Consider the following 19,257-nt stretch of genomic DNA (forward strand, 5'->3'; position numbering starts at 1 on the left):
ATCCTCAAGAGTCAATCGGGCTCTGGAACGGGGGGATCAGAGCAGCGGGGCGGGCCGGTAGCCGGACCACTCGGGGTAGCGGGCGGCGAGCGCCTCGATCCTCCCCACCACGGCCGCGACCTGGTCGGTGGCGGCGCCGGTGAAGCCGATCCGGTCGGCCAGCAGCGCGTCCAACCGGGCCCGGTCGAGCGGCAGTCGGTCGTCCGCGGCGAGCCGGTCCATCAGGTGGTTGGCCGCGCCCTGCGACCGCATGGCCAGGGCCGCGCCGACGGCGTGCTCCTTGATGATCTCGTGCGCGGTCTCCCGGCCGACGCCCGCGCGCACCGCCGCCATCAGGATCTTGGTGGTGCCCAGGAACGGCAGGTACCGCTCCAGCTCGGCACCGACCATCGACGGGAAGACGCCGAACTCGTCCAGAACGGTCAGCAGTGTCTCCAACATCCCGTCGAACGCGAAGAACGCGTCCGGCAGCGCGACCCGGCGCACCACCGAGCAGGACACGTCGCCCTCGTTCCACTGGTCGCCGGAGAGTTCGGCGGCCATCGACGCGAAGCCGCGCAGCACGATCATCAGGCCGTTGATCCGCTCGCAGGAGCGGGAGTTCATCTTGTGCGGCATCGCCGAGGAGCCGACCTGGCCCTCGGCGAAGCCCTCGGTCACCAGCTCGTCGCCGGCCATCAGCCGGATCGACTTGGCGAGCGAGGACGGGCCGGCCGCCAGCTGCACCAGCAGGCTCAGCACCTCGTGGTCGAGCGAGCGCGGGTAGACCTGGCCGACGCTGGTGAGCCGGTGCGTGAACCCGAGGTGGGTGGCGACCCGGTCCTCCAGCTCGGCCAGCCGGGCCCGGTCCCCGCCGAGCAGGTCGAGCATGTCCTGGGCCGTCCCCATCGGGCCCTTGATGCCGCGCATCGGGTAGCGCTCGATCAGCTCCTCCAGTCGCAGGAGGGCCGCCAGCACCTCGTCCGCCACCGTCGCGAAGCGCTTGCCCAGCGTGGTGGCCTGGGCGGCCACGTTGTGCGAGCGGCCGGCCATGACCAGCTCGGCGTGCTCGGCGGCCAGCCGTCCCAGCCGGGTCAGCAGCGCGACGCACCGGCCGCGCACCAGCAGCAGGCTCTCCCGGATCTGGAGCTGCTCGACGTTCTCGGTCAGGTCCCGGGAGGTCATCCCCTTGTGGATGTGCTCGTGCCCGGCCAGGGCGTTGAACTCCTCGATCCGGGCCTTCACGTCGTGCCGCGTGACCCGCTCGCGCGCCTCGATGGAGGCGTGGTCGATCCGGTCGAGGACCTTTTCGTAGTCGGCCACCACGCCGTCCGGGACGGCCACGCCGAGGTCGCGCTGCGCGCTCAGCACGGCCAGCCACAGGCGGCGCTCCAGCACGATCTTGTGCTCGGCCGACCAGAGTTCGACCAGCTCGGGCGAGGCGTACCGCGCGGCCAGGACGTCGGGGATGTCGGTCTTCATTGCCCTGCTTTCCGATGGGGTGTCTTCCGCTCGGCGTCTTCCGATGCGGTTCGGTGTTCTCTGCCGCGGGTCAGGAGACGACGGTGGTGGCCAGGCCCTGGTTGTTGGCCCGGGTGAACCAGAAGTCCCGGATCAGGCCGCGGTTCTTCAGCTCCCAGGCCCACCGCTCCGCGTCCTCCGGGCGTTTCGTGAAGGCGAAGCATGCGGGGCCGGTGACGCTGAGCGCGATGGCGTCCACCGACGGGGCCGCCCGGCCCGCCTCCAGCACGTCGGCCACCGCGTCGCCCTGGAAGGCGATCTGTGCCTGCTTGAAGTGGCCGGTGAAGGTGATCTCGTTGACCGCCGCGCAGAACGCGTCGAAGTCCTGTTCCAGGACGGCCGGGGCGAGCCCCATGAAGACCAGGTGGGAGGTGCGCCAGGACTCCTCGGCGGGGATCGGCGCGACCGAGTGGAACCACTCCAGCTCCTCCTGCCCGCCCAGGTGGCGCCCGTGGGTGAGCAGCACCAGGACCGGCCAGTCCGGGAAGTCCAGCCGGACCACCGGCTTCGGCGGCGCCACCTGCTGGGCGAAGCGGCTCGGCCGCAGGTACTTCTGCGGGGCCTCGGCGAAGTCCGGCGGATTGACGTGGCCGCCGTCGACCAGGAAACCGCCGTACGCGGACAGCCCGGTGCTGGCGCCCGAGGTCCGGCCGCGGCCGAGGGTCCGGGCCAGCTCCCGCAGGTCCGGCTCCACCCCGCACAGCCGGCCGTAGGCGTGGCCGACGGCGAGCAGCGTGCTGGTCTTGGAGCCGAAGCCGCTGTGCTGGGGCAGCGCTTCGAGGACGTCCACCCGGGCGGCCGGCCCGTCCCACAGCTTGCGCAGGGCCTCCAGGGCGGCGGCCAGTTCACGCGCCGTCTCCTCTGCGGTGCCCGTCACCGCCACGATCCCGTCCGCGGCCTCCCGCACCTCGGCGGTCAGGCCGGGCCGGTCGACGGCCATCGCGGCGATGCCGTTGCGGCGCAGCGAGCTGCCGTCGAGGCTGATGAGGGTGAAGCTCAGCCGGGCCGGAGCGGACACCCGGACGGCACCGCTTCGGTCGGGTCGGTCAAGTGCCATGGTGGGACCTCCGGTTGATCGTCGATCACGGTCACGGGCGCGCCGGTCCGCACGCGGAACACGGGGTTCAGGGGTTCAGGGGGAGACCGGTCGCTTCTGCCCGGCCTGCCGCCGGTCGTCGGCGGGCGGCGCGTCACGCCCCTCGGGCAACCGGAGGTCGGCTGCGGGGCCCGCGGCGATTCAATCTTGGACCGGCACCGGACGCACCGTCAATCACCGTATTCCGTCCGGCCACTCCCCACCTGGGGTGTCACATCCGCGATCGCCGATTCGTCTCAGGAGTGGAAGCCGATCATCGCGATCGCAGGTCGCGACCATCGAAAAGGAGGCCCGCAGTGGCTACGCGGAAGGTCAACGAATCCCTGACCCGGGTCGGACCGGGCACGCCCATGGGCCGGCTGCTCCGCGAGTACTGGCTTCCGGTGATGCGCAGCGAGCGCCTGGCCGAGCCCGGCGGCGATCCCGTCCCGGTGGAGCTGCTCGGCGAGAAGTACGTCCTGTTCCGCGGCGCGGACGGCCGGGTCGGCTGCTTCGACGAGGCCTGCCCGCACCGCGGCGCCTCGCTGGCGCTGGCCCGGAACGAGGACTGCGCGCTGCGCTGCATCTACCACGGCTGGAAGTTCGACGTCTCCGGCAAGGTTATTGACACACCGTCAGAACCCGAGGACGGCGGCCGGTTCGCCTCGCGCGTCAAGCTGAAGCACCACCCGGTGGTGGAGGCCGGCGGCGTCATCTGGGTGTGGCTCGGCGGCACCGACCGGGAGCCCAACGCCTTCCCGGGGTTCCCCTTCACCAAGCTCCCGGCCGAGCAGGTCTTCGCCACCGTCGCCCTGGTGGACTGCAACTGGCTCCAGGGCGTCGAGGCCGACATCGACTCGGCGCACGTCTCCCTTCTCCACGAGACCGAGGCCCGCAACGGCCCGCTGCGCGATCTGCTCGACGACACCGCCCCGCGCGACGAGATCGACGAACAGCCGTACGGGCTGCGCTACGCCGCGATCCGCTCGCTGTCCTCCGGCGACGCGCTGGTCCGGGTCAAGCCCTTCGCCATGCCCTGGTACACCGTGGTGCCCGAACTGCCCACCGGCGACCGGCTCTGGCACGCGTGGGTGCCCGTCAACGACCACCAGACCATCATGTGGTACCTGTGGTGGAACGACGAGAAGCCGGTCGACCCGTCGTACTTCGCCGAGCAGTTCGGCCTCGACCTCGACCGGATCAACCCCGACAACATCCGCGAGGGCTACACCCGCGAGAACGCCTGGGGGCAGGACCGCGCCGCGATGGCCGACGGCCGCAGCTTCTCCGGCATCCGCGGCCTGGTGCTCCAGGACGTGGCCGTCCAGGAGAGCATGGGGCCGATCGTCGACCGGACCATCGAGAACCCGGGCAAGAGCGACCGCGGCATCGTCCGTGCCCGCCGCTACCTGCTCGACGCCCTCGACGCGCACGCCAACGGCGCCACTCCGCCGGGACTTGGCGCCGACGCCGACTACGGCAAGGTGCGCTCCGCCAACGTCGTGGTCCCGGACGGCACGGACTGGCGCGACCTGGTGTCCTGAGTCCGCCTCCAGCTGACCGGACCCGCTGTTCGGCCGCTCGGCCGCCAGCCGCTCAGTCACCCAGCCACTCAGTCACTCAGCCACTCGGACGAGGAATCTGCCATGGCCCATGTGCTGTCCATCTCGGGAAGTCCGTCCGCGACCTCCCGCACCACCGCGCTGCTGCGCCACCTCGACGCCCGCCTCACCGCCCACGGCCACCGGGTGACACCCCTGGAGGTCCGCTCCCTGCCGGCCGAGGCGCTGCTCGGCGCCGACCCCCGGCACCCCGCCATCGCGGCGGCGGCCGAACTCTTCGAGACGGCCGACGGGATCGTGGTCGGCACGCCCGTCTACAAGGCCGCCTACTCAGGTCTGCTGAAGTCCCTGCTCGACCTGCTGCCGCAGTACGCCCTCGCGGGAAAGGTCGTGCTGCCGCTGGCCACCGGCGGCACCGCCGCGCACGTCCTCGCGATCGACTACGCGCTGCGCCCGGTGCTCACCTCGATGGGCGCCGCGCAGGTCACCCCCGGCTGGTTCACCCTCGACCGCGAGATCACCGTGCGGGAGGACGGCACGGTGGCGATCGCCGAGCAGACCGCCGACGCCCTGGCCCAGGTCACCGACCAGTTCTCCGTCGCACTCGGCGCACGCGCCGTCCTGTCCACCACCTCCGCCTGAGCTCTCCCGCCCCTCACCTGTTGGAGTACCCGTGAAGCGCTGGTCCACCAAGGACCTGGAAATCCTCCGCCCACCGGCCGACGGCCGCCCCGGCGACGGCATCCTCACCTTCACCGACCGCTATTCGGTGTACGACTTCGGCGTGATGCCCGACGAGATCCCCGGCAAGGGCATCGCCTCCGCCACCATGGCCGTCCACTCCTTCGGACTGCTCGCCGCGGCCGGCGTCCCGACGCACTTCGTGGAGCAGGTGTCCGAGCGCTCGCTGCGCATCCGGCTGCTGGAGATCGACTTCCTGGGCAAGTCCGCCGCCACCGGCCCAGCCGGGATGATCCCCCTCCAGGTGGTCTACCGCAACGCGCTCCCGCGCGAGTCGTCCGTCCACCGCCGCACTGCCGCCGGCACGCTCGACCCGGCGCTGGTGCCCCCGTACGCTCCCTCCGGCGCGCCGTGGCTGGCCGCCCCGATGGTGGAGTTCACCACCAAGTTCGAGGACACCGACCGCTTCGTCACCGCCGAGGAGGCGGCCCTGGTCGGCCGCGTCACCCCCGCCGACCTGGCCGGGATCGCGGACCTGACCCGCACCGTCGCCGGGGTCCTGACCGCCCACGCGGACGCGGTCGGGCTGCGACTCGCGGACGGCAAGGCCGAGTACGGCTTCGACGAGCACCGCCGTCCGCTGCTCATCGACCACGTCGGCACCCCGGACGAGAACCGCTTCTACTTCCGAGGGACCCCGGTCTGCAAGGAGCTGCTGCGCCTCCTCCACCCCGGACTTCGCGACCAGGTGCAGGAGTCGGTGCGCAACGGCACGCCCCGCTCGCAGTGGCCGCGACCGGAGCGCCTGAGCGACCGGTTGGTGACGGCGACCGCCGAGGTGTACCAGGCGCTCACCGCGCTGTGGACGGGCGGCCGCCCCGACACGCCGCAGCCCGAGAAGCGGCTGACCGCGGCGGTCACGGAGTTCCACGCCTCCCTGCCCGCACCGCAGTTGCTGGAGCGGGTCGGGCTGGTCGGGGCTTCGGCCGACTAGGGCACCGAACATGGTTGTTGACGGCGTGACCGACCTCGGCGACGTGGCCGCCGCCCTCCGCCGCGCCGGCGTCGAGGCGGACGACTCCGTGCGCCGCCGGGCGGAGTACTCCAGCGACGCCTCGCTCTACCGGATCGTCCCGGCCGCGGTCGCGTTCCCGCGGACCGCCGACGACGTGGTGGCGGCGCTGGAGGTCTGCCGCTCGCTCCGCGTTCCGCTGACGGCCCGGGGCGCAGGTACGTCGATCGCGGGAAACGCGGTCGGCCCCGGCGTCGTCCTGGACTTCTCCCGCCACCTGAACCGGATCCACGGGATCGACCGGGACTCCCGAACGGCGCTCGTGGACCCAGGAGTCGTCCTCGACGACCTCCAACGGGCCGCCGCCGCCCACGGCCTGCGCTTCGGCCCCGACCCGTCCACCCACAGCCGCTGCACGATCGGCGGGATGATCGGGAACAACGCGTGCGGATCCCGCGCGCTCGGGTACGGGCGCACCGCCGACAACCTCGTCGAGCTGGACCTGGTCACCGGCACCGGCGAACGCCTCACCGCCCGCAAGGGCTCGGATCCGTCCGGCTCGCCGACCCTCACCGCCCTCTCCCGCGTGGTGCACGGCCGCCTGGCCGTCATCCGCACCGAACTCGGCCGGTTCGGGCGGCAGGTGTCCGGCTACTCCCTCGAACACCTGCTGCCGGAACGGGGTTTCGACCTCCCGGCCGCCCTCACCGGCTCCGAGGGTACGCTCGGCGTCCTGCTCGGGGCGCGCCTGCGACTCACCGCCGTCCCCGCTTCGACCGCCCTGGCGGTGCTGGGCTACCCCGACATGGCGAGCGCCGCCGACGACGTCCCGCAGCTGCTGCCGTGCGAGCCGGTCGCCGTCGAGGGTCTCGACCGGCGCATCGTCGACATCGTCCGCGGCCTGCGCGGCTCCGCCGCCCTGCCCCGGCTGCCGCGCGGCGGCGGCTGGCTGCTGGTCGAGGTCCCCGGCGCCACCCCGGCCGAGGCCGAGGCGGGCGCGGCCCGCGTCATCGCGGCGGCCGGGGCGCTCGACTCCCGGCTGATCACCGACCGGGCGGAGGCCGAGGCGCTGTGGCGGATCCGCGAGGACGGCGCCGGCCTCGTCGCCCGCACCGGCCGCGCCCACCCCGGCTGGGAGGACGCCGCCGTCCCGCCCGCCCGACTCGGTGCCTATCTTCGCGAGTTCGACGCACTGCTGGCCGAACACGGCCTCACCGGCATCCCCTACGGCCACTTCGGCGACGGCTGCGTCCACGTCCGCCTCGACTTCCCGCTCGAACGCCCGGGCGGCCCGGCCGCGTTCCGCGCGTTCCTGGAACAGGCGGCCCGGCTCGTCGGCGAACACGGCGGCTCGATGTCCGGCGAGCACGGCGACGGCCGCGCCCGCGGCGAACTTCTCCCGTACATGTACTCCCCCGCCGCACTGGAGGCGTTCGGCGCGGTCAAGGCGGTCTTCGACCCCGACCGCCTGCTCAACCCCGGCGTCCTGGTGCACCCCGTCCCGATGGACGCCGACCTCCGTCTCCCCGCCGCCGTCCCGCTGCGCTCCGGCCTCGGACTCGCCCACCACCGCGACGGCGGCGACTTCACCCGAGCCGTCCACCGCTGCACCGGCGTCGGCAAGTGCCGTGCGAGCACGCCGACTCCGGACGCCGTGATGTGCCCGAGCTACCTCGCCACCCGCGACGAGAAGGACTCCACGCGGGGACGGGCCCGGGTGCTCCAGGAGATGGTCAACGGCACGCTCGTGCACGGCTGGCGCGCCCCCGAGCTCGCCGAGGCCCTCGACCTCTGCCTGGCCTGCAAGGGCTGCTCCTCCGACTGCCCCAGCGGCGTCGACATGGCCGCCTACAAGGCCGAGTACCTCCACCAGCGGTACCGGCGCCGGCTGCGCCCCGCCTCCCACTACTCCCTCGGCCTGCTCCCGCTCTGGGCCCGCCTCGCCTCACTCGCCCCGGGACTCACCAACCGCGCCCTTGCCGGGCCGTTCGGCCGTCTGGGCCGCAGGGCCGCCGGAGTGGACCCGCGCCGCGAACTCCCCCGATTCGCCCCCCGCACCTTCCGCCAGTGGTTCGCGACCCGCCCGCAACCACCGTCCACCGGCAAGCCTGTCCTCCTCTGGGTCGACACCTTCACCAACCACTTCGCCCCACAGGTGGGCCAGGCCTCCGTACGAGTCCTCGAACGGGCCGGCTACGACGTCCGGATCCCGGCCCGGCAACTCTGCTGCGGCCTCACCACCATCACCACCGGCCAGCTGGACCTGGCCCGCCGCACCCTCCGCCGCAGCATCGCCGCCCTGGCCCCGCATGCCGAGGCCGGCCTCCCCGTCGTCGGCCTGGAACCGTCCTGCACCGCGGTCTTCCGTGGCGACGCCGCCGAACTCCTGGGCTCCACCCCCGCCGTGACGGCCGTCGCCCGAGCCACCCGCACCCTCGCCGAGCTGCTCACCGACACACCCGGCTGGACGCCACCACCACTCACCGACACCCACATCGTCGCCCAGCCCCACTGCCACCACCGCTCCGTCATGGGCTGGTCCGCCGACCGCGACCTGCTCACCCGGGCGGGCGCCACGGTCCAGGCGGTCAACGGCTGCTGCGGCCTGGCCGGCAACTTCGGCGCCGAACGCGGCCACTACGAGACGAGCCTCCAGGTCGCCGAAACGTCCCTCCTCCCAGCCGTCCGCGCCGCCGGGGCGACCGCCGACCTGCTCGCCGACGGCTTCTCCTGCCGCACCCAACTCGACCAGCTCGCCCATCGGGAGAGCCTCCACCTCGCCGAACTCCTGGACCGCCGATGACCGCCAAGCGCCCCCTGCTCGTAGGCACCGTCACCCTCGACTACCTCCACGAGGGCCCGATCGGCCGCGCCCTCCCACCCGCGACCCTGCGCTGGGGCGGAGTCATCCACAACGTCGCCTGCGCCATGGCCGCCCGCGGCAGCAACCCGCTCTTCCTCACCGCCACCTACACCGGCGACCTGGCTCCCGCCGTCACGGGCCACCTCGCCGCCCACGGCGTCGACCGGCTCACCCTCCCGGTCGAGGCGCCACTGCCCCTGTTCGAAGCCCAACTGATCGACGGCTCGGTCACCGACAAGCACTTCGTGGGACAGGAGGCGCTCGATCTCCTCACCCCCGGCCTCCTCGACACCCGCGCCGACCTGTTCGACAACGCCTCCGTCGTCGTCGCCGGCACCGACAGCCACCCCGCCACCCTCGCCTGGCTCTGCACCGCCGCCCGCGACCGCGACATCCCCTTCTGGCTCCTCTCCGCCGACCCCACCGAAGTCCACAAACTCGTCCCCGAAGGGCAGCACGCGACCTTCGTCTCCCTCAACGCCCGCGAACTCTCCCTCTGGGCCGGCGCCGACCTCCCCGACCACGACGCCATCGCCGCCGCCGCACGCGAACTCGTCACCTCCGGCGGCCACGCCCTCGTCACCCTCGGCCCCCAAGGTGCCGTCCTCGTCCCCGCGGACGGCACCACCCCCCTCCACCAACCCGCCCCCACCATCAACGGCCACCCCCTCACCGTCGGCGCCGGCGACATCCTCTTCGCCTGCCTCCTCTCCGCTCGCCTCACCCCCACCCCCTGGCCCCAGGCCCTCCGCCAAGCCGCCACCCTCACCACTACCTACCTCACCACCCCGGCCTACACCGCCCTGCGCCCCACCGCGCAGTAGCGCCGACCGACGGCGAACCCGGCAGTTCAGCGCACCCGTCCCCGCGCCTTCAGCGGGATCGACGGGAGCTCGGGAGCGCGCAGCCGGGCACCGTCATAGCCGTGCACCTCGCCGAATCGCGAGCTCGTCTCCCAGTCGTTCCGCGCCTGCACGATCTCCTCACCGGATCGCCCGATGAAGTTCCACCACATGACGATCTTCTCGTCGAAGGGCTCGCCGCCGAGCAGGAGGACGGCGGCGTCGGTGCGGGCGAGGAGGGGGAGTTCGGAGCGGCCGCAGCCGAGGTAGAGCATGGAGCCGGGTTCGATGCGGACGCCGTCGACGTCGACGCTGCCGGACATGGAGAGGACGGCGTACTCGAAGTCGCGGACGAGGGGGAGCCCGAGGTCGGCTCCCGCGGTGAGGGCGAGGTCGGCGCCGACGAGGGGCGTGTAGGTGGTGCCCGGTGAGGTGGCCGAGTCGAGGGTGCCGAGGATGACGGTGGCGCGCAGGCCAGGGGCGGTGACCACGGGCAGGTCGGGGTGGTGGTCGAAGGCGGGGGCGGTGTGCCGGTGGGCGTCGGGCAGGGCGACCCAGAGCTGGGCGCCGTGCAGGAAGCGGGCGTGCGGGCGCGGGGACTCCTCGGAGTGCGAGATCGCCCGGCCCGAGGTCATCAGGCCCAGTTCGTACGGCCGGACGGTCTGCAGGCTGCCGAGGCTGTCGCGGTGCAGCACCTCGCCCTGGTGGAGCCAGCTGACCGTCTGCAGCCCCAGGTGCGGGTGCGGCGGGACCTGCATGCCGGGTTCGTCGGCGATGTCGTCCGGGCCGTAGTGGTCGACGAAGCACCAGGCGCCGACCATGCGCCGGCCCAGGTTGGGCAGCAGGCGGCGCACCACGGTGCTCTCGCCGAGCGGGACCTGGCGCCCTGTGAGGAGTTCCTTCACCGGGCCGCTGCTGGCCTCGCCGCCGCAGGCGGTCGGGGAGGGCTTGAGGTCGAGGTTGCTCATGTCGCGGATCCACCACCGTGCGGAGTAGGGCCGGGGCCGGCCGTCGATGACCGTCGTCAACGATCGTCCATCACCACGGCCGGACCTCGCATCCGCGCGGCCGGGGCCGCGGCCGCCTCAGTGCCCGCAGGCCCACCAGGCGTCCGCGGTGGCCTTGACCGCCAGCTCCCGCAGGCTGCGGACGGCCTCGGCCGGGTCCTGCGCCCCGTACACCGCCGAGCCGGCGACGAAGACGTCCGCGCCGGCCTCGGCGCAGCGCTCGATGGTGCTCGCGGAGACGCCGCCGTCGACCTGGAGCCACAGTTCGAGGCCGTGCCTGTCGATCAGCTCCCGGGTGCGGCGGATCTTCGGCAGCATGATGTCGAGGAACGCCTGGCCGCCGAAGCCGGGCTCGACGGTCATGATCAGCAGCATGTCGAGTTCGGGCAGCAGGTCCTCGAAGGGCTCGATCGGGGTGCCGGGCTTGAGGGCCATGGAGGCGCGGGCGCCCTTGGCACGGATCTCGCGGGCGAGGCGGACGGGCGCGGCGGCGGCCTCGACGTGGAAGGTGACGGAGCCGGCGCCGGCCTCGACGTACTGGGGGGCCCAGCGGTCCGGGTCCTCGATCATGAGGTGGCAGTCGAGCGGGATGTCGGTGGCGCGGGCGAGCGACTCGACGATCGGGACGCCCAGGGTGAGGTTGGGCACGAAGTGGTTGTCCATGACGTCGACGTGCAACCAGTCCGAACCCCGGACGGCCTCGGCCTCCTCGGCGAGCCGGGCGAAGTCCGCGGACAGGATGCTGGGGTTGATCTGCGCCATTACCGATGCCTTCACACGAGGGTCGGATGCCCCGGGAGCGGGCACCTCGCCCCATCATCTCGTGCGGCGGCACCGGCCGACGCGCAGCCCGCCCTCCGCGTGACCGTCGTCACACGCGGCCCGGGGTTACCGCGGCCGTCGCCGTGGTCATCAGCTGGGGAGCGGCCTGCGCGCGGCCACGGTCGCTCCGGTCCGGCACGTCCCCCGCGCACATCGCTCTCCGAGGAAGGCCTCCCGATGTCGGATCCCGTCCACCCCGCCCGCTCCCTGTGGTGGCTCTTCGAGCCGGTGCACTCCGTCACCTACTTCTCGCCCGAGACCCGCGAGGCCTTCGAGGCGGCCGGGCTGCACGGCGCTTGGCGCACCTACTTCGCCAAGCGCGCGGCGCCGCTGGGCGCGGTGGACGCGCCGCCGGTGATCGCCACGTTCTTCAGCTTCTCGCCGACGTTGGTCGAGTCTGTCGTGCCGGAGGTGTGGACGCATGCCGGCCCGGAGGAGTCCCTGGCGGCGCGGCTGAAGGGCGCGACGGCGACGCTGGCCCGGCTCCTGGAGCACGTGAAGCCAGAGCAGGTGGAGCTGGCCGCCGACGCGCTGGAGGAGGCGGCGGCGCGCGTGGACTGCGCGGGACGGGTGCTCGCCGCGGCCAACGCCGCCCTGCCCCGGCCCTCCGACGTGCACGGGCGGCTGTGGCAGGCCGCGACCGTGCTGCGCGAGCACCGCGGGGACGGCCACGTGGCCGCGCTGGTCGCGGCCGGGCTCGACGGCTGCGAGGCGGTGGTGATCAGCTGCGCGCTGGGCGTCCGGCGCGACGTGCTGCAGCCGCGGCGCGGGTGGACGGACGAGGAGTGGGAGGCCGCGGCGGCCCGGCTGGTCGAGCGGGGCTGGCTGACGGCGGAGGGCACGGTCACCGAGCTCGGCCGGATCCGGCACCAGGCCCTGGAGGCCGCCACCGACATGGCCGCCGGCCGGGTGTTGGAGAGCCACTCGCGCGACCAACTCGACCGTCTGACCGCCGCGTTGGAGCCGATCGCGGCGCTGTGCGGCGGCGAGATCCCGGTCGACCTGCTCCGCCTGCCGAGCGTCAGGCGGTGACAGGCCGTTCTCCGGTGGGCGGCCCCTCTCCGGCCGTCCCCTCTCCGGCCGCCGGCCCGAGCCCGACGGGCGGCCCGAGGACGATCCCCCGCCCCGCGTAGAACCGCCCGAACGACCGCCACGGCACGTGCGCGAAGGCCTGCGACCCGCCCGGGAAACCGGACGGGTTGTGGATCACCAGCGCCGTGCTCGTGGCGCCCACCGCCAGCACCAGGTGCCCGCCCCGCCGGACCGGCCGCGGGCCCTCCGGCTCCCGGATCGACGGGTGCACGGACAGCATGGCCAGCCGCCCGCCGGACACCTCCCCCGCCACCTCCTCGGGCGTCAGCTCCCCCGCCTGTGCGGCCAGCCCCCACCGCTCCCGGACGTACGCGGCGAACGGCGTGTGGATCAGCCCGCGCAGGCTGTCGCCGTCCCGGACGTACGCGCCCGCCGCCACGCACTCCTCGGCTAGCCCGAGCGCGACCGGGGCCACGCCCCACCAGTAGTCCAGCGCCATCCGCAGGCAGGCCACCCCGCACAGCCGCCACGACCACCACGCGTACTCCTCCGGCGTGGCCGCCCCCGACTGGCCCCACCGGGGGTCCTCGGCGGCGCTCAGCTCCCCGTCCACGATCGCCCGCACCAGCTCGGCCGACTCCCACTGCGCGTAGTACGGCACCTCGTGCACAACCGCCTCGTCCACCATCCCCCGACGCTCTCACGCCACCCGCCCGGGCCGCCGCCGACACGGCCCTCGACGCCCCCTACTGGTCGCCCCGAACCCCGGCCCGGGCGAAGCACCGGGGCCGGGGGCGACGTCCGCGCGCCTACCAGGCGTAGTCCTCCGGGGCCGGCCGGTGGCCGGGGAAGATCTCGTCGAGGCGGTCCAGCGTCTTCCGGTCGAGCCGGAGGTCGAGGGCGGCGACCGCCGCGTCCAGGTGGGCCGGGGTGCGCGGGCCGATGATGGGGGCGGTGACGGCGGGGCGGGTGAGGAGCCAGGCGAGGGCGAGGTCGGCGGGGTCGGTGCCGAGTTCGGCGGCGAAGTCCTCGTAGGCCTGGATGCGGTCGCGGTGGCCGGCGAGGAGCTCGCTCGCCCGGGCCGTCGCGCCGCGGACGAGGGTGCCCTCGCGTTCCTTGCGGAGCACCCCGCCGAGCAGGCCGCTGCGCAATGGGGACCAGGGCAGCAGGCCGAGGCCGTAGTGCTGGAGGGCGGGGACGACCTCCAGCTCGACGGCGCGGTCGAGCAGGTTGTAGAGGGACTGCTCGCTGACCAGGCCGAGGAAGTGGCGGGCGCGGGCGGCTTCCTGGGCCTGGGCGATGTGCCAGCCGGCGAAGTTGCTGGAGCCGACATAGATGATCTTGCCCTGGGCGACCAGGACCTCCATCGCCTGCCAGATCTCCTCCCACGGCGTGTCCCGGTCGATGTGGTGCATCTGGTAGAGGTCGATGTGGTCGGTGTCGAGACGGCGGAGGCTGGCGTCGACGGCTCTGCGGATGGCGAGCGCGGAGAGGCGGCCCTCGTTGGGCCAGTCGCCCATCGCGGCGTAGGCCTTGGTGGCGAGGACGGTCCGTTCGCGGCGTCCGCCGCCCTGGGCGAACCAGCGGCCGATGATCTCCTCGGTGCGGCCCTTGAGGTTGCCCCGGCTGTCGCGGCCGTAGGCGTTGGCGGTGTCGAAGAAGTTGATGCCCCGGTCGTGGGCGGTGTCCATGATGCGGTGGGCGTCGGACTCCTCGGTGTGGGGGCCGAAGTTCATGGTGCCCAGGCAGAGTCGGGAGACGGTCAGGCCGGTGCGGCCGAGGTGGGTGTACTCCATGGGGCCCACCCTCGGCCGCACCGGCACCGGTGTCCAGCACCTGCACCGATCCGGCGGGTCACCGCCCGTGTGTGGCGAACTTCCTTACGGCCAGCGGGATGCACAGCGCGAGCAGCAGCACGCTCCAGAGCAGCGAGGCGAGCGCGGCGTGCTGCATGGGCCAGGCGTCGCCGGGTGCGGAGGGGTTGGCGAACAGTTCGCGACACGCCTGGACGACGGCGCTGATCGGGTTCCAGTCGGCGACGGTCCGCAGCCAGCCGGGCATGCCTCCGGTCGGCACGTAGGCGTTGGTGATCATCGCCAACGGGAAGACGGCGACGGAGAGTTGTCCGGCGGCCTCCTCCTTGCCGACGGCGAGCCCGAGGCACGTCCCGACCCAGGTCATCACGAACCGGAAGAGCAGCAGCAGCCCGAACGCGCCCGCCGTGTCGGCGAGTCCGTGCCGGGCGCGCCAGCCGGCGGCGAGGCCGACGAGAGCGAGCAGGGCCAGGACGACGACGCTGACCAGCAGGTCGGCCAGGGTCTGCCCGAGCAGGAGGCCGGTGCGGGAGACCGGCATCGAGCGCAGCCGGTCGGTGACGCCGCGCCCGACGTCGCGGGCGGCGCCGACCATGGTGGGCATGATGCCGTTGGTGGCGACCATGGCGAACAGGCCGGGCATCAGGAACTCCCGGTAGTCGCCCCCGCCCGGCACCTGGATGGCGCTGCCGAAGACGTACCCGAAGACCACCACCATGACCACCGGGACGCCCAGCGATGCGGCCAACAGGCCGGGCGAGTGGCGGTAGTTGAGGAGGATGCGGAGCATCGACGTCCAGGTGTCGCAGGCCAGCCGGGTGGAACGGTCCACGCCCGGGGCGGCGTACGTGGCGGCCATCAGGCGGCCCTCCTCGGGGTGGCGGAGGCGGTGAGCGCGAGGAACACGTCGTCCAGCGAGGGCGCCCGCACCGCGACGTCCTGCGCGACGACGCCCCGCGCGTCCAGCTCCCGTACGAGGGAAGGGAGCTGGACCTCGACGCCCGGCGGTGTCACCACCGTGACCAGCCGCTCGGCGACGTCCACCTGCGCGTCCCCGCCGGAGAGCGCGGACAGCACCACGGCGGCGGCGCCGAGTTGGTCCTGGTCGGCGAGGGTGACGGACAGCCGGCTGCCGATCGCCGCCTTGAGCCGGGCCGGGGGGCCGGTGGCGATCGCGGCACCGTGGTCGACGACCACGATGTCGTCGGCGAGCCGGTCGGCCTCCTCCAGGTACTGGGTGGTGAGCAGCACGGTGGTGCCGCCGCTCGCCAGTTCCTCGACGGTGTCCCAGATCTCCTGGCGGCTGCGCGGGTCGAGCCCGGTGGTGGGCTCGTCGAGGAAGAGCACCGGCGGGCTGGTGACGAGGCTGGCGATCAGGTCGAGGCGCCGCCGCATGCCGCCGGAGTAGGTGCGGACGAGCCGGCCGCCGGCCTCGGCGAGGCCGAAGCGCATCAGCAGTTCGTCGGCGCGGGCCCGGGCCCGGCGGGCGCCGAGGCGGTGCAGCCGGCCGAACAGGTGCAGGTTGTCACGCCCGGTGATGCCCTCGTCGACGGCGGCGTGCTGCCCGGCCAGGCCGATGGCGCGCCGGACGGCCTCGGCCTCGCGGGCGACGTCGTGCCCGGCGACCCGGGCGGTGCCCCGGTCGGGCCCGACGAGGGTGGCGAGGACGCGGACGGCGGTGGTCTTGCCAGCGCCGTTGGGGCCGAGCAGGCCGCAGACCGTCCCGGCGGGGACGGTGAGGTCGAGGCCGCGCAGGGCCTCGGTGGTGCCGAAGCGTTTCTCCACGCCCGCCATCTCGATGGCGGGCGCGGCGGTCCGGACGACAGGGGACATGACTCCACCCTTCTCTAGGTACACCGTACGTAGAAGCGCGCGCGAGCTCATCGTACTACGTACGCCGTACGTATCTAAGATGGGTGAGCGAGGTGATCTTCCAGTGCCGTCCAGCAAGCCCCCGACCAGCCCGGAACCCGGCCGCGGAACCGGCCCGGATCGACCGGAGAGGCCGACGCCCCCCGAGGCGCCCGAGCTGATCTGGCTGCGCCCCGAGCGCACCGGGCGCGGCCCCCGCCCGGCCCACAGCCGCGCCTCGATCGCCGCCGCCGCGATCGGCATCGCCGACGCCGAGGGCCTGGACGCCGCCTCCATGCGCCGGGTCGCCGCCGCGCTCGGCGCGGGCACCATGTCGCTCTACAACTACGTGCCGAAGAAGGAACACCTGCTCGATCTGATGCTCGACGCCGCCGTGGGCGAGTACGAGCTCCCGCCCGCGCCAAGCGGTGACTGCCGGGCCGACCTCGTCGGCCTCGCCCACCAGCAGCTGGCGATCTTCCGCCGGCACCCCTGGCTGCCCGCCCTGGTCCTCGCCCGCCCGAGCATCGGGCCCAACGCCCTGCGCTACACCGACCACTTCCTCGCCATCACGGCTCCCACCGGCCTCGGCGGCGGCGCGAGGATGGAGGCGATGGCGCTGTTCAACGGCTTCATCTGCCAGTTCGCGCAGTACGAGCAGACGGCGGCGGCCGGCGCCAAGTGGCAGGCGGAGATGATCGGTTACCTCACCCAGGCCGCGATGAGCGGCGAATTCCCCAACCTGGCCCAGGCGTTCGCGACGTCCGGGCCGCCCGCCGATCCGGACTCCACCTTCGACCGCTCACTGGACCGGGTCATCACCGCCATGCTGGCGCCCACGCCGTAACGACGGCAGCACGACGGGCCCGGCCGCCGAGCGCACGGCAGCCGGGCCCGCACGTCGCGGACGGACGCCCCGCTACACGCCGAACCGCCCCCGGTGCAGCACCGCAGCCGCACGGCCGTCGACCAGCACCAGCACCGCCTCGTGCGCGTCCCCCAGCACCGCCCGCACCTCGGCCGGCGACTGGCCGACACCCACCGTCGGCAGCGCCGGGCCGAGCAGCGCGCTCAGCGGGCCGTCGGGCTTCGCGCTCCCGTCCGCGAGCCCCGACTCCAGCACCGCCCGCGACACCGAGCCGACCACCTCCGTCGCGCTCACCCCGTACGGCCGGGCCGCCCGCGCCAGGACGGCCGGTGCGACGCCGCCCGGCACCGCGCACAGCGCCTCCAGCGCCTCACCGACGGTCGCGTCCGCGGCGACCGTCACCAGCGGCGCGGCAGCATCGAGCAGCGAGCGGACGGTCTCGGCTCCCGGCTCCTCCAGGAAGCCCCACTGGCGCATCCAGTCGTCGCTGTGCACCTTGGACAGGTACGACCGCCCGGAGTCGGGCAGCAGCACCACGACCAGGTCGTCCGGCCCGAGCCGCCGCGCCACCCGGAGGGCCGCCGCCACCGCCGCGCCCGACGACGGCCCGGCCAGCAGGCCTTCCGTCCTGGCTAGTTGACGTGCCGTCAGCAGCGACTCCCGGTCGGGGACCCGCTCGAAGGCGTCGACCACGTCCTCCCGGTAGGCCTGCGGCCAGCGGTCCTCGACGGTCTCGGGGTGGAGGAAGTGGCCGATGCTCTCGACGAAGTACGGGCTGCCGTCCCCGCCCCCGTACAGCGAGGACTGCGGATCCGCCCCGACCACGGTCACCGCGCCGCCGGACACCTGCTTCAGGTACCCGCCGGTGCCGCTGATGGTGCCGCCGGTGCCGACGCCCGCGACGAAGTGGGTGATCCGGCCGCCGGTCTGTTCCCAGATCTCGGGGCCGGTGGTCCGCACGTGGGCGTCGGGGTTGGCCGGGTTGTCGTACTGGTTGGCGAGCCAGGCGCCGGGGATCTCGGCGGCGAGCCGCTCGACGACGTTGAACAGGTGGGCCGGGTCCTCGCGCGGCAAGGCGGTCGCGGCGGTCACCACCTCGGCACCGTACGCCCGCAGGATGTCCGACTTCTCGGCCGCCGACCGGTCGGACACCCCGGCGATCACCCGGTAGCCGCGCTGCCGGCCCACGATGGCCAGGCCGATGCCGGTGTTGCCGGAGGTCGCCTCGATGATCGTCCCGCCGGGCCGCAGCAGGCCCTCCCTTTCGGCGGCGAGCACCATCGACAGCGCGGCCCGGTCCTTGACGCTGCCGCCGATGCTGAGGAACTCCGCCTTGGCGTAGACGGGCGCACCGAGCCCGGCGCCGAGGCGCGCGAGCCGGAACAGGGGCGTCCCGCCGATCGCGTCCACTACGTTGTCGTGCACCGCCGCCATCGCGGCCTCCTTAGGTCGTCGTCCGACGAGTCGCCGCCACCGGCCCGAGCGGCGGGGACCCCGGGTTCGGGCGCACCCGGACGTCCCGCTCGCGGACGTCGATCTCGCGTCCGACCGGCGCGCCGCCCGGCCACCGCCGCTCCCACGGCGCGCTCAGCGCCTCCCGGTCCACCCGCGTCCCCCGTCGCCCGCCCACCATCATGCCCGACGCCGATCCCCCGCCAGGGGGAGGCACCCGGCACCTGGGCAGGAGGCCGACCGCATCTACGCCCGGCAGGGTGGAACCCGACGGAAGGGGAGCGAACATGACGGCACGACAGGCAACCACCACGCGGGCAGTCGCCCTGGCGGGCGCTCTCGCCCTCCCCTACATCGCCGTCAAGTCCTACTGGGCGGCGGGCGGCCGGGCGGGGCTCGCCGACGGCTTCGAGCTGGCGGGCGAGTTCGAGCGCAACGGCGCGCCCGAGGCCCTGGTGTGGTTGGAGCGGCACGGCGTCGACTTCACGGCCGTGCTGGCGCTCGCCGGGCTGGCGGTCGCCGCCGCCCTGGTCCTCCCGTTCGGCCGCCGCATCCCGGCGCGCCTGCTGCTCGTCCCGGCCGGGGCGGGGGCGCTGCTGGCCGCGTACGGCACCTTGACGGCCCTGGTCGCGCTCGCCGGGAACGGCGGCCGGGGCCCGGTGACGGGGTGGGTCGTGCCCGCCGGCACCGGCGCGTTCGTGGGGATCGGGACGGCACTGGCCGCTGCCGCCTGGTCCCGGCTGCGCCGTGACGACCGCCCCGTCACCGTCTGAAGGGGGCCCGCCGGGCGGTCACCTGCCCGGCGGGCCTGCGGACTCCCCCGAGACCCGCAGCACAGAGGTCGGCGAGAGGCTCGACGAGCAGCCCCATCGCGAC

The 19,257-nt window shown here is 73.9% G+C and carries 17 protein-coding genes; 8 read left to right on the forward strand and 9 right to left on the reverse strand.

Annotated features, from left to right (window positions below):
* Nucleotides 1-36: 36 nt before the first annotated feature.
* Both purB and F7Q99_RS03195 read right to left on the reverse strand, forming a co-directional pair.
* On the reverse strand, nucleotides 37-1,461 hold the full coding sequence (gene purB / locus F7Q99_RS03190; RefSeq protein WP_153459975.1) for an adenylosuccinate lyase: 1,425 nt from the start codon (nucleotides 1,459-1,461) through the stop codon (nucleotides 37-39).
* Nucleotides 1,462-1,531: 70 nt separating this feature from the next.
* Nucleotides 1,532-2,557 carry a beta-ribofuranosylaminobenzene 5'-phosphate synthase family protein gene (locus tag F7Q99_RS03195; protein ID WP_153459976.1) on the reverse strand — a complete coding sequence of 342 codons (1,026 nt, stop codon included), beginning with the start codon at nucleotides 2,555-2,557 and terminating at the stop codon, nucleotides 1,532-1,534.
* 335 nt (nucleotides 2,558-2,892) lie between these two features.
* Here F7Q99_RS03195 and F7Q99_RS03200 point away from each other — a divergent pair, with 335 nt between their 5' ends.
* From F7Q99_RS03200 to F7Q99_RS03220, 5 genes are all read left to right on the forward strand, one after another.
* Nucleotides 2,893-4,119: a Rieske 2Fe-2S domain-containing protein gene (locus F7Q99_RS03200; protein ID WP_326846202.1), complete on the forward strand. Its 1,227-nt coding sequence runs from the start codon at nucleotides 2,893-2,895 to the stop codon at nucleotides 4,117-4,119.
* Nucleotides 4,120-4,221: 102 nt separating this feature from the next.
* Nucleotides 4,222-4,779, forward strand: a complete 558-nt coding sequence (ssuE, locus tag F7Q99_RS03205) for an NADPH-dependent FMN reductase (protein ID WP_153459977.1) — start codon at nucleotides 4,222-4,224, stop codon at nucleotides 4,777-4,779.
* 31 nt (nucleotides 4,780-4,810) lie between these two features.
* Nucleotides 4,811-5,812, forward strand: coding sequence for a phosphoribosylaminoimidazolesuccinocarboxamide synthase (locus F7Q99_RS03210; RefSeq protein WP_153459978.1), 1,002 nt, complete (start codon nucleotides 4,811-4,813; stop codon nucleotides 5,810-5,812).
* Between the two features lie 10 nt (nucleotides 5,813-5,822).
* The gene (locus tag F7Q99_RS03215) at nucleotides 5,823-8,633 is read left to right on the forward strand and encodes an FAD-binding and (Fe-S)-binding domain-containing protein (RefSeq protein ID WP_153459979.1); all 2,811 of its coding nucleotides are present in this window, start codon (nucleotides 5,823-5,825) and stop codon (nucleotides 8,631-8,633) included.
* Entirely contained in the window at nucleotides 8,630-9,517 is an 888-nt protein-coding gene (locus F7Q99_RS03220) for a PfkB family carbohydrate kinase (protein WP_153459980.1), read from the forward strand. Before F7Q99_RS03215 ends, F7Q99_RS03220 begins: the two co-directional genes overlap by 4 nt.
* A 26-nt stretch (nucleotides 9,518-9,543) precedes the next feature.
* Here F7Q99_RS03220 and F7Q99_RS03225 read toward each other — a convergent pair whose 3' ends face one another.
* Both F7Q99_RS03225 and rpe read right to left on the reverse strand, forming a co-directional pair.
* Nucleotides 9,544-10,503 (reverse strand): pirin family protein, encoded by a 960-nt coding sequence (locus F7Q99_RS03225; protein ID WP_153465749.1) that lies wholly within the window; start codon nucleotides 10,501-10,503, stop codon nucleotides 9,544-9,546.
* A gap of 117 nt (nucleotides 10,504-10,620) precedes the next feature.
* On the reverse strand, nucleotides 10,621-11,304 hold the full coding sequence (gene rpe / locus F7Q99_RS03230; protein ID WP_153459981.1) for a ribulose-phosphate 3-epimerase: 684 nt from the start codon (nucleotides 11,302-11,304) through the stop codon (nucleotides 10,621-10,623).
* 237 nt (nucleotides 11,305-11,541) lie between these two features.
* On the opposite strand from rpe, the gene F7Q99_RS03235 reads away from it, so the two are divergent.
* The gene (locus tag F7Q99_RS03235; protein WP_153459982.1) at nucleotides 11,542-12,396 is read left to right on the forward strand and encodes an SCO6745 family protein; all 855 of its coding nucleotides are present in this window, start codon (nucleotides 11,542-11,544) and stop codon (nucleotides 12,394-12,396) included.
* On the opposite strand, the gene F7Q99_RS03240 is transcribed toward F7Q99_RS03235, so the two are convergent.
* From F7Q99_RS03240 to F7Q99_RS03255, 4 genes are all read right to left on the reverse strand, one after another.
* A complete protein-coding gene (locus F7Q99_RS03240; RefSeq protein WP_153459983.1) occupies nucleotides 12,386-13,084 on the reverse strand; it encodes a C39 family peptidase in 699 nt (232 codons plus the stop codon). The two genes, F7Q99_RS03235 and F7Q99_RS03240, sit on opposite strands and share 11 nt — an antisense overlap.
* Before the next feature lie 121 nt (nucleotides 13,085-13,205).
* Nucleotides 13,206-14,192 carry an aldo/keto reductase gene (locus F7Q99_RS03245; protein ID WP_153459984.1) on the reverse strand — a complete coding sequence of 329 codons (987 nt, stop codon included), beginning with the start codon at nucleotides 14,190-14,192 and terminating at the stop codon, nucleotides 13,206-13,208.
* A gap of 58 nt (nucleotides 14,193-14,250) precedes the next feature.
* The gene (locus F7Q99_RS03250) at nucleotides 14,251-15,069 is read right to left on the reverse strand and encodes an ABC transporter permease (protein ID WP_153459985.1); all 819 of its coding nucleotides are present in this window, start codon (nucleotides 15,067-15,069) and stop codon (nucleotides 14,251-14,253) included.
* Nucleotides 15,069-16,043 (reverse strand): ATP-binding cassette domain-containing protein, encoded by a 975-nt coding sequence (locus tag F7Q99_RS03255; RefSeq protein WP_153459986.1) that lies wholly within the window; start codon nucleotides 16,041-16,043, stop codon nucleotides 15,069-15,071. Before F7Q99_RS03255 ends, F7Q99_RS03250 begins: the two co-directional genes overlap by 1 nt.
* Before the next feature lie 103 nt (nucleotides 16,044-16,146).
* Here F7Q99_RS03255 and F7Q99_RS03260 point away from each other — a divergent pair, with 103 nt between their 5' ends.
* The gene (locus F7Q99_RS03260; RefSeq protein ID WP_326846203.1) at nucleotides 16,147-16,908 is read left to right on the forward strand and encodes a TetR/AcrR family transcriptional regulator; all 762 of its coding nucleotides are present in this window, start codon (nucleotides 16,147-16,149) and stop codon (nucleotides 16,906-16,908) included.
* A 72-nt stretch (nucleotides 16,909-16,980) separates the two neighbouring features.
* On the opposite strand, the gene F7Q99_RS03265 is transcribed toward F7Q99_RS03260, so the two are convergent.
* Nucleotides 16,981-18,363 carry a pyridoxal-phosphate dependent enzyme gene (locus F7Q99_RS03265; RefSeq protein WP_153459988.1) on the reverse strand — a complete coding sequence of 461 codons (1,383 nt, stop codon included), beginning with the start codon at nucleotides 18,361-18,363 and terminating at the stop codon, nucleotides 16,981-16,983.
* 305 nt (nucleotides 18,364-18,668) lie between these two features.
* Between F7Q99_RS03265 and F7Q99_RS03270 the strand changes: the two genes are divergently transcribed.
* Nucleotides 18,669-19,154, forward strand: coding sequence for a hypothetical protein (locus tag F7Q99_RS03270; protein ID WP_153459989.1), 486 nt, complete (start codon nucleotides 18,669-18,671; stop codon nucleotides 19,152-19,154).
* The last annotated feature ends 103 nt before the right edge of the window (nucleotides 19,155-19,257 follow it).

This window comes from Streptomyces kaniharaensis (assembly GCF_009569385.1).
In the GTDB taxonomy this organism is placed as follows: Bacteria; Actinomycetota; Actinomycetes; order Streptomycetales; family Streptomycetaceae; genus Kitasatospora; species Kitasatospora kaniharaensis.

Bases quoted from the DNA above. Each gene is read 5' to 3' on its own strand.
- purB (WP_153459975.1), bottom strand. From the start codon at position 1,461: ATGAAGACCGACATCCCCGACGTCCTGGCCGCGCGGTACGCCTCGCCC.
- F7Q99_RS03195 (WP_153459976.1), bottom strand. From the start codon at position 2,557: ATGGCACTTGACCGACCCGACCGAAGCGGTGCCGTCCGGGTGTCCGCT.
- ssuE (WP_153459977.1), top strand. From the start codon at position 4,222: ATGGCCCATGTGCTGTCCATCTCGGGAAGTCCGTCCGCGACCTCCCGC.
- F7Q99_RS03215 (WP_153459979.1), top strand. From the start codon at position 5,823: ATGGTTGTTGACGGCGTGACCGACCTCGGCGACGTGGCCGCCGCCCTC.
- F7Q99_RS03220 (WP_153459980.1), top strand. From the start codon at position 8,630: ATGACCGCCAAGCGCCCCCTGCTCGTAGGCACCGTCACCCTCGACTAC.
- F7Q99_RS03225 (WP_153465749.1), bottom strand. From the start codon at position 10,503: ATGAGCAACCTCGACCTCAAGCCCTCCCCGACCGCCTGCGGCGGCGAG.
- rpe (WP_153459981.1), bottom strand. From the start codon at position 11,304: ATGGCGCAGATCAACCCCAGCATCCTGTCCGCGGACTTCGCCCGGCTC.
- F7Q99_RS03235 (WP_153459982.1), top strand. From the start codon at position 11,542: ATGTCGGATCCCGTCCACCCCGCCCGCTCCCTGTGGTGGCTCTTCGAG.
- F7Q99_RS03240 (WP_153459983.1), bottom strand. From the start codon at position 13,084: ATGGTGGACGAGGCGGTTGTGCACGAGGTGCCGTACTACGCGCAGTGG.
- F7Q99_RS03245 (WP_153459984.1), bottom strand. From the start codon at position 14,192: ATGGAGTACACCCACCTCGGCCGCACCGGCCTGACCGTCTCCCGACTC.
- F7Q99_RS03250 (WP_153459985.1), bottom strand. From the start codon at position 15,069: ATGGCCGCCACGTACGCCGCCCCGGGCGTGGACCGTTCCACCCGGCTG.
- F7Q99_RS03255 (WP_153459986.1), bottom strand. From the start codon at position 16,043: ATGTCCCCTGTCGTCCGGACCGCCGCGCCCGCCATCGAGATGGCGGGC.
- F7Q99_RS03265 (WP_153459988.1), bottom strand. From the start codon at position 18,363: ATGGCGGCGGTGCACGACAACGTAGTGGACGCGATCGGCGGGACGCCC.
- F7Q99_RS03270 (WP_153459989.1), top strand. From the start codon at position 18,669: ATGACGGCACGACAGGCAACCACCACGCGGGCAGTCGCCCTGGCGGGC.